The organism is Eilatimonas milleporae (assembly GCF_003688555.1).
GTDB classification, from domain to species: Bacteria; Pseudomonadota; Alphaproteobacteria; order Sphingomonadales; family Kordiimonadaceae; genus Eilatimonas; species Eilatimonas milleporae.
Map to the genome: position 1 here is coordinate 81,235 of NZ_REFR01000010.1, position 14,571 is coordinate 95,805.

At 65.5% G+C, this 14,571-nt stretch carries 11 protein-coding genes; 10 read left to right on the top strand and 1 reads right to left on the bottom strand.

Features of this window, described 5'->3' with window-relative positions; all coding sequences use genetic code 11:
* Window positions 1–57: 57 nt before the first annotated feature.
* Window positions 58–849, bottom strand: coding sequence for a class II aldolase/adducin family protein (locus BXY39_RS05245; RefSeq protein WP_245998973.1), 792 nt, complete (start codon window positions 847–849; stop codon window positions 58–60).
* 352 nt (window positions 850–1,201) lie between these two features.
* Here BXY39_RS05245 and BXY39_RS05250 point away from each other — a divergent pair, with 352 nt between their 5' ends.
* The 10 genes from BXY39_RS05250 (at window position 1,202) to BXY39_RS05295 (ending at window position 13,703) form a co-directional block, all read left to right on the top strand.
* On the top strand, window positions 1,202–2,374 hold the full coding sequence (locus BXY39_RS05250; RefSeq protein WP_121937812.1) for an acyl-CoA dehydrogenase family protein: 1,173 nt from the start codon (window positions 1,202–1,204) through the stop codon (window positions 2,372–2,374).
* A 139-nt stretch (window positions 2,375–2,513) separates the two neighbouring features.
* On the top strand, window positions 2,514–3,668 hold the full coding sequence (locus tag BXY39_RS05255) for an acyl-CoA dehydrogenase family protein (protein ID WP_121937813.1): 1,155 nt from the start codon (window positions 2,514–2,516) through the stop codon (window positions 3,666–3,668).
* Between the two features lie 184 nt (window positions 3,669–3,852).
* On the top strand, window positions 3,853–5,589 hold the full coding sequence (locus tag BXY39_RS05260) for a class I adenylate-forming enzyme family protein (RefSeq protein ID WP_121937814.1): 1,737 nt from the start codon (window positions 3,853–3,855) through the stop codon (window positions 5,587–5,589).
* A 26-nt stretch (window positions 5,590–5,615) separates the two neighbouring features.
* Window positions 5,616–6,845 carry an acyl-CoA dehydrogenase family protein gene (locus BXY39_RS05265; RefSeq protein ID WP_121937815.1) on the top strand — a complete coding sequence of 410 codons (1,230 nt, stop codon included), beginning with the start codon at window positions 5,616–5,618 and terminating at the stop codon, window positions 6,843–6,845.
* Window positions 6,846–6,866: 21 nt separating this feature from the next.
* The gene (locus BXY39_RS05270) at window positions 6,867–7,331 is read left to right on the top strand and encodes a MaoC family dehydratase (protein ID WP_121937816.1); all 465 of its coding nucleotides are present in this window, start codon (window positions 6,867–6,869) and stop codon (window positions 7,329–7,331) included.
* Window positions 7,332–7,353: 22 nt separating this feature from the next.
* Window positions 7,354–8,277: an SDR family NAD(P)-dependent oxidoreductase gene (locus BXY39_RS05275; protein ID WP_121937817.1), complete on the top strand. Its 924-nt coding sequence runs from the start codon at window positions 7,354–7,356 to the stop codon at window positions 8,275–8,277.
* 82 nt (window positions 8,278–8,359) lie between these two features.
* On the top strand, window positions 8,360–9,541 hold the full coding sequence (locus tag BXY39_RS05280; RefSeq protein ID WP_121937818.1) for an acetyl-CoA C-acyltransferase: 1,182 nt from the start codon (window positions 8,360–8,362) through the stop codon (window positions 9,539–9,541).
* Window positions 9,542–9,565: 24 nt separating this feature from the next.
* Window positions 9,566–10,540: an NADPH:quinone oxidoreductase family protein gene (locus BXY39_RS05285; RefSeq protein ID WP_121937819.1), complete on the top strand. Its 975-nt coding sequence runs from the start codon at window positions 9,566–9,568 to the stop codon at window positions 10,538–10,540.
* A gap of 294 nt (window positions 10,541–10,834) precedes the next feature.
* The gene (locus BXY39_RS05290; RefSeq protein ID WP_121937820.1) at window positions 10,835–11,914 is read left to right on the top strand and encodes a patatin-like phospholipase family protein; all 1,080 of its coding nucleotides are present in this window, start codon (window positions 10,835–10,837) and stop codon (window positions 11,912–11,914) included.
* An 82-nt stretch (window positions 11,915–11,996) separates the two neighbouring features.
* A complete protein-coding gene (locus tag BXY39_RS05295) occupies window positions 11,997–13,703 on the top strand; it encodes a long-chain-fatty-acid--CoA ligase (RefSeq protein WP_170163647.1) in 1,707 nt (568 codons plus the stop codon).
* Window positions 13,704–14,571: the final 868 nt, after the last annotated feature.

Consider the following 14,571-nt stretch of genomic DNA (forward strand, 5'->3'; position numbering starts at 1 on the left):
CAAAGGGGCGGGGCATGGTGCGCCCCGCCGGGCAAGGGTGGGCGGGGGCCGCCCGGCTCATGCCCGGAAACCCGGATCCATCCTGTCCAGTTTTCTCAACAGGGCCGGCCACACCAGCAGGTCGGCACCGTTGGCGCCGGCCACCGCGCGCAGGTCGCGCAACGTGTTGTCGATGGCTTCCCGCGGCGGCATGTGCAGTTTGCCGGCCGCCTCGCTCAAAATCTGGATTTTGCAGGCGCGCTCCAGGAAATACATGGCCTCGAACGCCTTGGCGATGGAACGGCCCACCGTCAGCGTGCCGTGATTGCGCAGGATCAGCGCCTGCTTGTCGCCCATGTCGGCCACCAGCCGTTCCTTTTCGTCGTCGCGCACGGCCAGGCCCTCAAATTCGTGATAGGCCGTCAGCGCCCACGGGAAAATCGCCGACTGGCAGGTCGGCTTCAGTCCGCCCTCCAGATTGGACACGGCGATGCCGTAATCCGTGTGCAGGTGCATGACGCACATGGCGTCCTCGCGTGCGGCGTGCAGGGCGCTGTGGATCACGAACCCCGCCTTGTTGGCGATAAAGGGTGTGTCCATCAGGATATTGCCCTCCAGGTCCACCTTCACCAGGCTGGACGCGGTGATCTCCTCGAACAAAAGGCCCAGCGGGTTCATCAGGAAATGATGGTCGCTGTTCGGCACCCGCGCGGAAATATGGGTGTAAATCAGGTCGTCCCAGCCATAATGGGCGGCCAGCCGGTAGGCGGCGGCCAGATTGACGCGGGTCTCCCATTCCTCGGCCGACACCCGGTCCCTGACGGACTCGATGTTCAGCTCTTTCAGTGCCATGTCTTCCGGTAAGGCCATGATGCCGCTCTCCCTCATGTGAAACCGTGTGTCGAAACCGCATGATCAGGGCGATGCCCGCTCTTGCATCCCGCGCCGCGTCCCTCTCTCGCGGGGCGGTTGCCGCGTGCGGTGCAGCCATATCTTGCACCGAACCGTGCCGCGCCACCTGTGATAGCGGTAGCGATAATTGCGGTCCCATGCAAACTTTGCTTGATCGCCGTGCTCAGCGCCTTAAACATAATATGTGGACTGGCGAGTCTCAAAAACATTTCTCAATCTTGCCGATCTCGGGGCAGGGTGGGACAGGATTTTCGTGTTTCGCCGGATGAGGGATTTTTATCAGTTTATTTTTTGAGGGGAGTGGACGCTCATGACCGATTTGGACGCCTTTCGCGCCGAGACGCGCGCCTGGCTGGAAGAAAACTGCCCGGCCGGCATGCGCACGCCGATCACCAGCGACAGCGACATCTGCTGGGGCGGGCGCAATTTCACCTTCCAGTCCGAGGACCAGAAGGTGTGGATGCAGCGCATGGCCGCCCGTGGCTGGACCGTGCCCGCCTGGCCCAAGGCGTACGGCGGCGGCGGCCTGGATAAGGCACAGGCCAAAATCCTCGCCGACGAAATGAAGCGCATCGGCGCCCGCGCGCCGCTCAATTCCTTCGGCATCTGGATGCTGGGCCCGGCGCTGCTGGAATTCGGCACCGAGGAACAGAAGCGTCACTATCTGCCGCCCATCGCGCGCGGCGAAATCCGCTGGTGTCAGGGCTATTCCGAACCCAATGCCGGGTCCGACCTCGCCAGCCTGATGACAAAGGCCGAGGACAAGGGCGACCATTATCTCGTCAACGGGCAAAAGGTATGGACATCCTACGCCGATCAGGCCGACTGGATTTTCTGTCTCGTGCGCACCGACTTCGACGCGCCCAAGCATGAAGGCATCAGCTTCCTGCTGTTCGATATGGAAAGCCCCGGCGTCAGCACCAAGCCGATCAAGCTGATCTCCGGCAATTCCCCCTTCTGCGAAACCTTTTTCGACGATGTGACCGTGCCGAAGGAAAACATCGTCGGCGAACCGGGCAAGGGCTGGACCATCGCCAAATATCTCCTCACCCACGAACGCGCCATGATCGGCGACATGGGCGCGCCCGAACCCCTGTCGGCCATCGCCCGCGACAAGCTCGGCGTGGACGCGGACGGCCACCTGGATGACGGGGCGCTGCGCACCGACATCGCCGCCCATGAAATTGACGCGGCCGCCTTCCTGTTCACCATGCAGCGCGCCACGGACGAGGCCAAGGCCGGCGCCAGCCTGGGGGCGTTTTCCTCCATGTTGAAATATTACGGAACCGAATTGAACAAGACGCGCCATGAGCTGATCGTCAAAACCCACGGCTCCGAAGGGCTGGAATGGGAAGGCCAGTTTTCCGGCGACGGCAAGGTGGCGCGCGACTGGCTGCGCACCAAGGCCAACTCGATCGAGGGCGGCACCAGCGAGGTGCAGCTCAACATCGTCTCCAAACGTATTCTCGGACTGCCGGCATAACCGCCGGCGGTCTTTCATTTCTGAATTTTGTTTTCAGGGCGCGCATCCCGGTCGCAGGGACCGGCCGCGCCCGCCTGACACACGATAATATGGCACGCGATAATATGACACGCGACACCATACACGGGGGAGTGATTTCATGGCGCTGGTACTGACCGAAGAACAGCAGCTTCTCAAGGACTCGGCGGACGGGTTTTTCACCGACAAGGCGCCGGTGGCCCAATTGCGCCGCCTGCGCGACGACAAGGACGAAACCGGCTATGACACCGGCCTGTGGCGCGACATGGCCGAAATGGGCTTCGCCGGCCTGCTCGTCGGCGAGGATCACGGCGGCACCGGCTTCGGCCATGTGGGTGCCGGCATCGTGGCCGAAGCCATGGCGCGCACCCTGGCGGCTTCGCCCTTCATGGCCAGCGCGGTGACCGCCGCCGGCCTCATCGACACCCTGGCCTCCGACGCGGTCAAGGCCGATCTGCTGGCGAAAATCGCCGGCGGCGACACTGTCATCAGCCCCGCGCTCGATGAAAAAAGCCGCCACGATCTGACCGCCACCGCCACCCGCGCCGCCAAAAACGCAAGCGGTAACACAGATGGGGACACCTACACACTCACCGGTGCCAAGACCTTTGTCCCCGACGGTCATGTGGCCGACCATTTTCTGGTGCTGGCCCGCACCGACGGCACCCCCGGCGATACGGCGGGTCTCAGCCTGTTTCTGGTGGACAAGGGCACGCCCGGCCTTATCGTCGACCGCACCGTCATGGCCGACAGCCGCAACTGGGCCAAGCTGACTCTGGAAGGCGTCCAGCTTCCCGCCGACCGCCTGATCGGCACGGAAGGCGACGCCTTTGACGGTGTCGACGCCGCGCTTGACCGGGCGCGCATCATCTATGCCGCCGAACTGCTCGGCATCGCCCAGGTCTGTCTGGACACCACGGTGGACTATCTGAAGGACCGCAAGCAGTTCGGCGTCGCCATCGGCACCTTCCAGGGCCTGCAACACCGCCTCGCCCATCTGTACAGCGAGGTCGAGACGGCGCGCTCCGCCATCCTCAAGGGCCTTCAGGCCGCCGACAAGGGCGGCAGCCTCGCCTGGTTCGCCTCGCTGGCCAAGGCCAAGGCGTGCAAGGTGGCCGAGCTTGCCACCAATGAGGCCATTCAGATGCATGGCGGCATCGGCATGACGGACGAATACGATATCGGCTTTTACATCAAGCGCGCGCGCACGGTTCAGCAGCTTTACGGCGATTTTTATTTCCATTCGGACCGTTTTGCCCGACAGTCCGGCTACTGACGGATACGGACAGGGAACCGGGGCGGGCGGATCAGGACCGGCCGGCGTGAAGATTGAGGGACACGCCAGGCCGCCGAACAGACCCCCGCCACATCTGTGTGCCGCCCCCGTGGCGGCTCCACGGGGCCGGGTCCGTGATGAAGGGGCATCAATTCAGGCGATGATTTAGGGAGGACCCGCCGCAATGCTCGACACGCTGGATTTACCGCAACTGCCGCCGCACACCCCCATTGACGAGGCCATGCGCTTCATCGTCGACAAGGTGCCCATGTTCGCGACGCAACAGGTCACCGTGAACGGGGTGCCCTTTACGGGCTTTGCCCATCAGCCGAACGATGTGCGCGCCCTCTATCCCATGATCGCCGCCCACGGCGACCTGCCGTTTCTGGTGTATGGCGACACCCGGCTCAGCTTTGCCGAAACCATCGACCGGGCCAGCCGCCTGGCGCAGGCGCTGGCGGACGATTTCGGGGTGGGACACGGCGACCGGGTCGCGGTCGCCATGCGCAATTATCCCGAATGGGTCATTGCCTATCTGGCGGTCATGGCCGCCGGCGGTGTCGCCGTGCTGATGAACGCCTGGTGGCAGCCCGAGGAACTGGACTGGGCGCTGAAGGATTGCGGCGCCCGTCTCGCCATCGCCGACGGCGAGCGTGCCGCCCGCATGCGGGACAGCATCGCCCCCCTCGGCCTGACGGTCATCGTTGCCCGTGACACCCTGCCGGACGGGGATGCCTTCCACGCCCTCGACGATGCCATCGCCGGCAAGACCGGCGGTGCCTGGCCCGAGGTGGAGCTCGCCCCGGATGACGACGCCATGATGCTGTACACGTCCGGCTCCAGCGGCTTCCCCAAGGGGGCGGTGTCCACCCACCGGGCCCTGGTCGCGGCGCTGATGGCATGGATTGTCGTCGGTCTCGGCTTCCGCGTCCTTGGCCGCGTACCCGACGACCCGGACATGCAGCCGGGGTTGCTGATGGCCATTCCCTTCTTCCACATCACCGGCCTCATTCCGGTGATGATGGCCTCTGCCATGGGCGGACGCAAACTGGTCCTCATGCACAAATGGGATGTCGAGGGCGCCTTCCGCATGATCGAGGCGGAAAAGCTCACCGCCGTCACCGGCGTGCCGACCATGACCTATGAACTGTCCGCCTCCGACCTGCGCCACAAATACGACACGTCCAGCCTGACCGACATGTCCGCCGGCGGCGCGGCCCGGCCCGCCGCCCATGTCCAGCAGATGATGGACGCGTTTGAAAATATCTCCCCCGGCATCGGCTACGGGTTGACGGAAACCACCTCCCTCGGTGCCGCCCACTGGGGGCAAAGCTATGTCGACCGCCCCGATACGGTCGGCCGCCCCATGCCGCCGCTGATGCAGATGAAAATCGTCGACGATGACGGCAATGAACTGCCGCGGGGCGAACCGGGCGAGGTCCTGGCCAAATGCATCACCAACATGCGCGGCTACTGGAACAACGATCAGGCGACCGCCGACGCCTTTACCCCGGACGGCTATCTGCGCACCGGCGATGTCGGCTTTTTCGACGCCGACGGCTATCTGCACATTTCCGACCGCAAAAAGGACATTGTCATTCGCGGCGGTGAAAACATCAGCACGCTGGAGGTCGAGGGCGCGCTGCACGCGCTGGACGGCGTCGGCGACGTCATGGTCTTCGGCATCAGCGACGAACGCATGGGCGAATTGCTCGGCGCGGCGGTGACGCGGGACAGCACCGGCGTCTCGGCCGACGACCTGCGCACCCGGCTCAAGGGCCATCTGGCCGATTTCAAAATTCCCGAGCATATCTGGCTCGTGGACGCGCCGTTGCCGCGCATTGCCTCGGGCAAGATCGACCGGCGCGGCATCAGGGATCATTACCGCGGTCTTTACGCGGACGGAGACACCGGCGCGTAAGGCACCGGCAACAGGAGGGCACGACAATGGATCTGGGACTGAATGGCGAGGCACTGGCCTTGCGCGACCGCGTGCGGGATTTCATCGATGAAAAAATCCTGCCGCTGGAAGACGAATATCACGGCGAAATCGGCAAGACCGGCGACCGCTGGGCCTTTACCCCGCGCATGACCGAAATCATGGAAAGCCTGAAGGCCGAGGCGAAACAGGCGGGCCTGTGGAATTTCTTCCTCACCGGCAGTGAAAAGGGCTTTGGCCTCAACACCGTGCAATACGCCTACCTAGCCGAGGAAATGGGCCGCTCCGCACTGGCGGCGGAAATCTTCAACTGCAACGCCCCCGACACCGGCAATATGGAGGTGCTGGAACGCTTCGGCGATCAGGCGCAGAAGGACCGCTGGCTGAAACCCCTGCTCGAGGGCAAGATCCGCTCGGCCTATGTGATGACCGAACCCGATCATGCCTCCTCGGACGCCACCAATATCTCCATGCCCGCCGTTCTCGACGGCGATCATTATGTCCTGAACGGTGAAAAATACTGGGCCTCCGGCGCCGGCGACCCGCGCACGTCCATTTTCATCGTCATGGTCAAGACCGACCCGGACGCGCCGCGCCACAATCAGCACAGCATGATCCTGGTCGAACGCGACACCCCCGGCGTCGAAATCCTGCGTCCCATGATGGTGTTCGGCCATGACGACGCGCCGCACGGCCATATGCATATCCGCTTCACCGATGTCCGCGTGCCGAAGGAAAATCTCATCCTCGGTCAGGGGCGCGGCTTCGAAATCGCCCAGGGCCGTCTGGGGCCGGGCCGTATCCACCACTGCATGCGCTCCATCGGCGCGGCGGAACGGGCGCTCGATCTGTTGTGCAAACGCGCTGTCGGGCGCGAGGCCTTCGGCCGGCCGCTCGCCAAGCTCGGCGCCAATTACGACATCATCGCCGAATGCCGGATCGAAATCGAAATGGCGCGTCTCCTGTGCCTCAAGGCCGCCTATATGATGGACACCGCCGGCACCGCCGCCGCCCAGCCCTTCATCTCGCAGATCAAGGTGGTCGCCCCGCGCATGGCCCTCAAGGTCATCGACGAGGCCATGCAGATGCACGGCGGCTCCGGCATCAGCCAGGATTTCCCGCTCGCCGCCATGTGGACCGGCCAGCGCACCCTGCGCTTCGCCGACGGCCCGGACGCCGTGCACCGCATGGTCATCGCCCGGAACGAATTAAAGAAATATCGCAGCAACAGCGCCTAACATATTGGTTTTGAGGGATATATGACCATCACTGTCACAAAGGATGACTTAAAGGATTACATCGGCAAGGAAACCGGCGCGTCCGACTGGTTTCAGGTCACCCAGGACCGGATCGACCAGTTTGCCGATGTCACCCTGGATCATCAGTTCATTCATGTGGACCCGGAGGCGGCCGCCAAAACCCCGTTCGGCACCACCATCGCCCACGGGTTTTTGACCCTGTCGCTGCTGTCCCATCTGGCCGGCGGCAGCCTGATCCGGGTCGAGGGCACCGAAATGGGCATCAATTACGGCACCGACAAGGTCCGTTTCATGAGCCCGGTCAAGGTGAACAGCGAAATCCGCTGCCGCACCACCCTGAAACAGGTGGAAAACAAGGGCGCCGGCCGCCTGCTGCTGCATCACGACGTCACGGTCGACATCAAGGGCGAGGAACGGCCCGCCCTGATCGCCGAATGGCTGACCATGATCGTGGTCGGCGGATAAGTGTTTTGAGGGAGAGACGTTTATGAGCATTCGTTTCGACGACCGTGTCGCCATCGTCACCGGCGCCGGCGGCGGTCTGGGGCGCAGCCATGCGCTGGCGCTGGCCGCGCGCGGGGCCAGGGTGGTGGTCAACGATCTGGGCGGCGACGTGCGGGGCGAGGGCGGCTCGGCCAGCGCCGCCGAGGCCGTGGCGGATGAAATCAGGGCCGCCGGCGGCGAGGCCATCGCCCACGGCGCCAATGTCACCGACGAGGCCCAGGTGGCCGACATGGTCGCGGCCGCCGTGTCGGCCTTCGGCCGGGTCGACATTCTTGTCAACAATGCCGGCATTCTGCGTGACAAAAGCTTTACCAAGATGGGCATGGCCGATTTCGAGACCGTCGTGGCCGTCCACCTCACCGGGTCGGCCGTCTGCACCAAGGCGGTGTGGGACATCATGCGCGATCAGGCTTACGGCCGCATCGTCATGACCACCTCGTCCTCCGGCCTTTACGGCAATTTCGGCCAGGCCAATTACGGCGCTGCCAAAATGGCGGTGGTCGGGCTGATGAACACACTCTGCCTGGAAGGGGCGAAATACAACATCCGCACCAATTGCCTCGCACCGGTCGCCGCCACCCGCATGACCGAGGACCTGTTGCCGCCCGAGGCCGCGTCCCTTCTGGACCCGGCTCTGGTGACGCCGGCGGTGCTCTATCTGGCCGGCGAAAACGGGCCGGACCGCACCATACTCTCGGCGGGGGCGGGCGGCTTCGCGCGCGCCGTCATCACCGAGACCGACGGCGTCGTCTTCAAACCGGACGCGGCCACGCCCGAGGCCATCGCCGAACACTGGGCCGCCATCGATGACCGCGACAGCGCCCGCGAGTTGAAGGCCGGCGGCGAACAGACGATGAAATTCCTGTCCAAGGCCGCCGCCCTGCAGGGCATCAAAATCGGGGGGTAAGCCTGTGTCCCCCCGACACACACCATGTTCCCGATGACACCGACTTGACAGTAGAAACCGATATTATCCAAGGAGAACCCCAATGCGCGAGGCCGTGATCGTATCCACCGCCCGTACCCCGATCGGCAAAGCCTATCGCGGTGCCTTCAACGCCACCCAAGGGCCGACGCTGGGCGGCCATGCCGTCCGCCACGCGGTCGAGCGTGCCGGCATTGACGGCGCGGCGGTCGAAGACTGCATCATGGGCTGCGCCCTGCCGCAGGGCACCACCAGCCCCAATATCGGCCGTCTCGCCGCGCTCAAGGGCGGGCTCGGCGTCGGGGTCGCCGGCATGACGGTGGACCGCCAGTGCTCCAGCGGCATGATGGCCATTTCCATCGCTGCCAAACAGGTCGTCCATGACGGCATGGAGATTGCCGTCGGCGGCGGTCTCGAATCCATTTCCCTGGTCCAGAACGACAATATGAACCGCCACCTGCTGGTGGATGAAAGCCTGACGGCCATGCACCCGGACACCTATATGCCCATGCTGCAAACGGCCGAGGTGGTCGCCGAGCGTTACGGCGTCTCCCGCGAGGCCATGGATGAATACGGCCTGCAATCGCAAAGCCGCACGGCCGCCGCCCAGGCCGCCGGCAAGTTCGACGACGAAATCGTGCCCCTGCCGACGAAAATGGGCGTCATGAACAAGGAAACCAAGGACATCACCTTCCACGACGTGACGCTGGAAAAGGATGAAGGCAACCGGCCCGAGACCACGCTGGACGGCCTGTCGGGCCTGAAAACCGTGATCGAGGGCGGCACCATCACCGCCGGCAACGCCAGCCAGCTCTCCGACGGCGCCTCCGCCGCCGTGGTGATGGAGGCCAAGACCGCCTCCGCCAGGGGGCTCGCCCCGCTCGGCATCTATCGCGGTATCGCCGTCGCCGGGCTGGAACCGGACGAAATGGGCATCGGCCCCGTCCATGCCGTGCCGAAACTGCTGAAACAGCACGGGCTGACCATGGACGATATCGGCCTGTGGGAATTGAACGAGGCCTTCGCCGTTCAGGTCCTCTATTGCCGGGACAAGCTGGGCATCCCGAACGAGCTGTTGAATGTGAACGGCGGCGCCATTTCCGTCGGCCACCCCTACGGCATGTCGGGCGCCCGCATGGTCGGCCACGCCCTGATCGAGGGCAAGCGTCGCGGCGCCAGATATGTGGTCTGCACCATGTGTGTCGGTGGCGGCATGGGCGCCGCCGGCCTGTTCGAAGTGGCATAAGTGCAAGCGTAAGGGAGCCCGGAAATGCGCGCGGTATTGTGCAAGGCCCTGACCGGCCCGGACGATCTGGTCGTGGAACAGGTGGACGACCCCGTGGCCGGGGCAGGCCAGCTTCTCATCGATGTCAAGGCGGCGGGACTGAATTTTCCCGACATCCTGATCACCCAGGGCAAGTATCAGTTCAAACCCGAACTGCCCTTTACCCCCGGCGGGGAAGGGGCCGGCGTGGTCGCCGCCGTCGGTGACGGCGTCGACGGCGTCGCCGTCGGCGACCGGGTGATCTTCAACCATCTGACCGGGGCGTTCGCCGAAAAAATCGCCGTCCCGGCCACGACCTGCGTGCCTTTCCCGGATGCCATGCCCTTTGATGTGGCGGCGGGCCTGACCATCACCTACGGGACCAGCTATCACGCCCTGAAAGACCGCGCCGCCCTTCAGGCGGGCGAAACCGTGCTGGTGCTGGGGGCCGCCGGCGGTGTCGGCCTCGCGGCGGTCGAACTGGCCAAGGCCATGGGCGCAAGGGTGATCGCGGCGGCCAGCACGGATGAAAAGCTCGCCGTGTGTACCGCCCACGGCGCCGACGAAACGGTCAATTACACCACCACCGACCTCAAGGCGGCGCTCAAGGAACTGACCGGCGGGCGCGGTGTCGACGTGGTCTATGACCCGGTCGGCGGCGACTTCACCGAGGTGGCCGTGCGCGGCATGGCGCCGGGCGGACGCCTGCTTGTCATCGGCTTTGCCGCCGGCGACATTCCGAAAATCCCCATCAATCTGTGCCTGCTGAAACAATGCGCCCTTGTCGGCGTGTTCTGGGGCGCCTGGGCAACCGCCAACCCGCAAGGCCAGCGCGCCAACATGCAGGACCTGTTCGCCATGTTTACCGACGGCCGTATCAAACCGCTGGTGGACGATGTGCATGGCCTTGACGACGTGCGTGCCGCCTATGCCGCCCTGACCGGGCGCCGCGCCAAGGGCAAGGTGATTCTCACACCCTGACCCCCTTGAGATCCTCCTGAGGTCTTTCTGGGGGCGCTCTTGGCCCTTGTCGGGAACCGGCCTTGTCAGCCTGCCGGCTGGCGGCCTCCCGCCTGCAACGGCCGGTCGCAACCGGTCAGAAGCCAGCCGGCCGGCCCTTCGGAAACCGCGTTCGCCGGGCCGGCCGCCCTTCTGCCTTGATCGATCCTGCCCTCTGGCGGGGGATGACACGTGTCGGTTGTGACTTTCTGGACCGATCAGTCTTGATAATGCGCGCCCACTGCGGGTATCTTTTCCTCCTTGAATGGGAGAGCCATGTCCGACCTGCGCCTGATCGCCGGGAAAACCGCCCGCGCCCGTCTCGCCGAAACCGGCCTGACGCCGGATGCGGTGCGCCTTGTGCTCGGCGCCTCCGGCGGGCCGAAATGGCTGGTGCTGCGCGGGCTGGATCAGGCCGTCTTCGGCGAATGGCTGCCGGGGGCGGCGGGTGAAATTCCGCTCATCGGCTCGTCCATCGGTGCCTGGCGCATGACCGCCGCCGCCCATCCCGACCCCGCCGACGCCTTCAACCGGTTCGAGGACGGCTATTTCGCCTACCGCTATTCCCCCGGTGACAAGGCCGACAAGATCACGCGCGATTCCTACGATATGCTCAACCGGCTGTTCAGCGCCCGGGACCGCGCCGCCATTGTCGGCAACCGCACCCGGCCCGTCCATATCGTCACCGTGCGCGCCAAGGGCTGGCTGGCCAGCGAGGTTGCCGTGCAGGAAGGGGCGGGCCTGTTCGCCGCCATGACCGCCAACGCCCTCGACCGCCGCGCCGTCGGCCGCTTTTTCGAACGGGCGGTGTTTCACAGCGGCCCCACTGTGGCATATGGCGACCAGTGGCGCGATTTCGGCCGCATCGACATTCCGCTGACGGCGGCCAATCTGAACGATGCCCTCATGGCCTCCGGCTCGATCCCCTTCGTCATCGACCCCATCCGCGACATTGACGGCGCGCCGCCCGGCGTCTACCGCGACGGCGGGGTGATCGACTATCATTTCGACATTCCCTGGCGGGTGGACGGCGGCATTGTCCTCTATCCGCATTTCTACCCCCATGCGGTGCCGGGCTGGTTTGACAAGATGCTGAAAAAACGCCGCGCCGCGCCGTCCGTTTTCGACGAAATGCTGGTGCTGGCGCCCAGCGACGCCTTTGTCGCCCGGCTGCCCTATGGCCGCATTCCCGACCGCAGGAATTTCACCGCCATGGACGACGCCGACCGGCGCGCCTATTGGCGCCGGGTGGCTGATGAAAGCCGCCGTCTCGGCGATGCCTTCCGCGCCCTTGCCGCGCGGCCGGACAGCGTGATGGACAGTCTGGAGCCCGCCGAAACCCTGATGTGCGCCTGATCGGTGCCCGCCGCTGCTGCAAAAGACTTGCAGCTTCGCGCAATACATGAAGAATTACTCTTGTTGCAAGTGGGGAGAGTCGATGTCTGAAGTGATTTACAAGGGGCCGGAATTCGGCCCGGAAGATTTGCTGGCCCAGCATATGGGCGCCCTCATTGATCAGAGCGTGGCGACCCACGGGGACGCCACCGCTTTCAGTTGCGTGCTGCCCACCGGGCATGCGGCCAGTATGTCCTACAGCCAGCTCGGATCCATGACCGACGCCATGGCCGTGTTCCTGCGCGAGGAACTGGGCCTCAAGCCCGGCGATGTGGTGGCGATCCAGGCGCCCAACACGCTCGCCTATCCCGTGGTCGCCTTCGGCATTCTCAAGGCCGGGCTCACCATCACCAATGTCAATCCGCTCTACACGGCCGAGGAAACCCAGCATCAGTTGCAGGACAGCGGCGCGCGGGTGCTGTTCGTCATCGACCTGTTCGGCGACCGCGTCGCCCAGTCCATTCGCGATACGGCGGTGGAAAAGGTCTTTCGCCTGTCGCTGGTCGACCTGTTTCCGGGCCTGCGCCGCCATGCCCTCGGCTTCGCCCTCAAACGGGTGAAGAAACTGGTGCCGCCTTTCGGCGTCGACAGTCACGGCACGCTGGCTTCCGTGCTGGCCGCCGGGCGCCGCCACATGAAACGCGGCATTGACGTCTCCCAGTATTTCGCCGGGGCTGACCCGCATTCGGTCGCCTTTTACCAGTATACCGGCGGCACCACCGGGCGCAGCAAGGGGGCGCTGCTCTCGCACCACAATGTCATCAGCAACATCAGCCAGGGCCACAAGCGCAACGAGGGCGCCGTCCGGCCGGGGCAGGAAGTGATGATGCTGGTGCTGCCGCTCTATCACGTCTATGCGCTCGCGGTCGGCGCCATGACCAGCCTGCACAACGGCACCCATGTGGTGCTGGTGCCGGCGCCGCGCCCGCTCGCCAACCTTCAGCCGGTGTTCAACAATTTCGACATCACCCTGATGCCGGGGGTCAACACCCTCTATCTCGGCCTGTTGCAGGAGAACTGGTTCACCCGGAACCCGCCCGACAGCCTGCGCTACTGTTTCTCGGGCGCAGCCCCCCTTCAGCCCGCCACCGCCCAGGCCTGGGAAAAGCTCACCGGCGCCGGCATTTACGAGGGCTACGGCCTGACCGAGAGCACCTGCATGGTCACCACCACCCACCTCGCCAGCGAGCCCAAGCGCGGCACCGCCGGCCAGCCCCTGCCGGGCACCGAACTGCGCATTGTCGGCGACGACGGCAAGGACATGCCCCCGGGCGAACCGGGCGAGCTGTGGATCCGTGGGCCCCAGGTCATGCAGGGTTATCTCAACCGGCCCGACGCCCATGCCGAAACGTTCGCCGACGGCTGGCTGCGCACCGGCGATGTCGCCGTGGTCGATGACGAGGGCTATCTCTCCATCGTCGACCGCATGAAGGATATGGTCATCGTCTCCGGCTTCAACGTCTATCCCACCGATGTCGAGGATGTGCTCACCCGCCATGACAGCGTCGCCGAGGCCGCCGTGGTCGGCGCCCCCGACGCCGTTACCGGCGAACGGGTCGTCGCCTACATCGTCAAGGGCGACGACCGGCTGACGGCGGGCGATGTCACCGCCCACTGCCGCGACCATCTGACCGGCTACAAGGTGCCGAAAACCGTCATCTTCGTCGACGAACTGCCCAAGTCGCCCGTGGGCAAGGTCCTGCGCCGCGACCTCCGCGACCGCGCCGCCGCCGACGTCGAAGCCGCCTGAGGGGGCGGCTGAGTGGGTGCCTGAGGGGGCGTCCGGCGACGTCCCCAGGGCGACGCCGGGGGCCGGGGCCGGAGGCGGTCACCGATGCCTGAGGTAATGCCCAAAGCGCGCGGCCCAGGCACGTGCCCGGGCCGCCTGCTTCTGAAGGCTGATTCCGGGAGTGCCTGCCAAGGGGCCTGTTCTGGGGCTGTCTGTTCTGGGGCTGTCTGTTCTGGGGGCGCCTGAGGCCCTATCGCCTCACAGCCCCTCAGGGGTGCCCAGCATCCTCAGGGCCTCTCCCAGGCTATCCGCCTCCTCCATCCGTGGCCGGCCGGTCGCCGTCCGGGGGGCGCCGATCCTGTTCCCAGCGCAGGGCCCCAGGCTCCGCCCCTGCATCCAGCGACGGATGTCCGGCGATCTCCCCGGCGGGCGATGGTCGTGGCCGGGGGTCTTGCTCCACATCCCCTAGGGTCCCCGGGGGACTCCGGGTCTGTCCCGGGGTATCCGCCTCCATCCGGTGCCGGGCGGTCGCCGTCCGGGGGCGTCGATCCCGTTCCCAGCGCAGGGCCCCGGCCCCCGCCTCTCCATCCGGCGACGGATGTCCGGCGGCCTCCCCGGCGGGCGGTGTCGTGGCCGGGAATCTTGCTCTGCACCCCTAAGCGCCCAGGGGCCTCGCGGTCTGTCTCAGGGTGCCCGGGCCCGTCTCAGGGTATCAGGACCTCCGGGCCTGTCCCGAGGTATCCGCCTCCATCCGGGGAGCGCCGATCCTGTTCCCAGGGCAGGTCTCGGGCTCCCCCCATTAATCCGGTGACGGATGTCCCGTGGCTTCTCCGGTGGGCGATGTCGTGGCCGGGGGTCTTGCTCTGCGCCCCTAAGCGCCCAGGGGCCT

Excerpts from the sequence above, each read along its gene's own strand:
- BXY39_RS05280 (WP_121937818.1), top strand. The coding sequence starts at position 8,360 with ATGCGCGAGGCCGTGATCGTATCCACCGCCCGTACCCCGATCGGCAAA.
- BXY39_RS05275 (WP_121937817.1), top strand. The coding sequence starts at position 7,354 with ATGAGCATTCGTTTCGACGACCGTGTCGCCATCGTCACCGGCGCCGGC.
- BXY39_RS05250 (WP_121937812.1), top strand. The coding sequence starts at position 1,202 with ATGACCGATTTGGACGCCTTTCGCGCCGAGACGCGCGCCTGGCTGGAA.
- BXY39_RS05285 (WP_121937819.1), top strand. The coding sequence starts at position 9,566 with ATGCGCGCGGTATTGTGCAAGGCCCTGACCGGCCCGGACGATCTGGTC.
- BXY39_RS05295 (WP_170163647.1), top strand. The coding sequence starts at position 11,997 with ATGTCTGAAGTGATTTACAAGGGGCCGGAATTCGGCCCGGAAGATTTG.
- BXY39_RS05255 (WP_121937813.1), top strand. The coding sequence starts at position 2,514 with ATGGCGCTGGTACTGACCGAAGAACAGCAGCTTCTCAAGGACTCGGCG.
- BXY39_RS05245 (WP_245998973.1), bottom strand. The coding sequence starts at position 849 with ATGGCCTTACCGGAAGACATGGCACTGAAAGAGCTGAACATCGAGTCC.
- BXY39_RS05265 (WP_121937815.1), top strand. The coding sequence starts at position 5,616 with ATGGATCTGGGACTGAATGGCGAGGCACTGGCCTTGCGCGACCGCGTG.
- BXY39_RS05290 (WP_121937820.1), top strand. The coding sequence starts at position 10,835 with ATGTCCGACCTGCGCCTGATCGCCGGGAAAACCGCCCGCGCCCGTCTC.
- BXY39_RS05270 (WP_121937816.1), top strand. The coding sequence starts at position 6,867 with ATGACCATCACTGTCACAAAGGATGACTTAAAGGATTACATCGGCAAG.
- BXY39_RS05260 (WP_121937814.1), top strand. The coding sequence starts at position 3,853 with ATGCTCGACACGCTGGATTTACCGCAACTGCCGCCGCACACCCCCATT.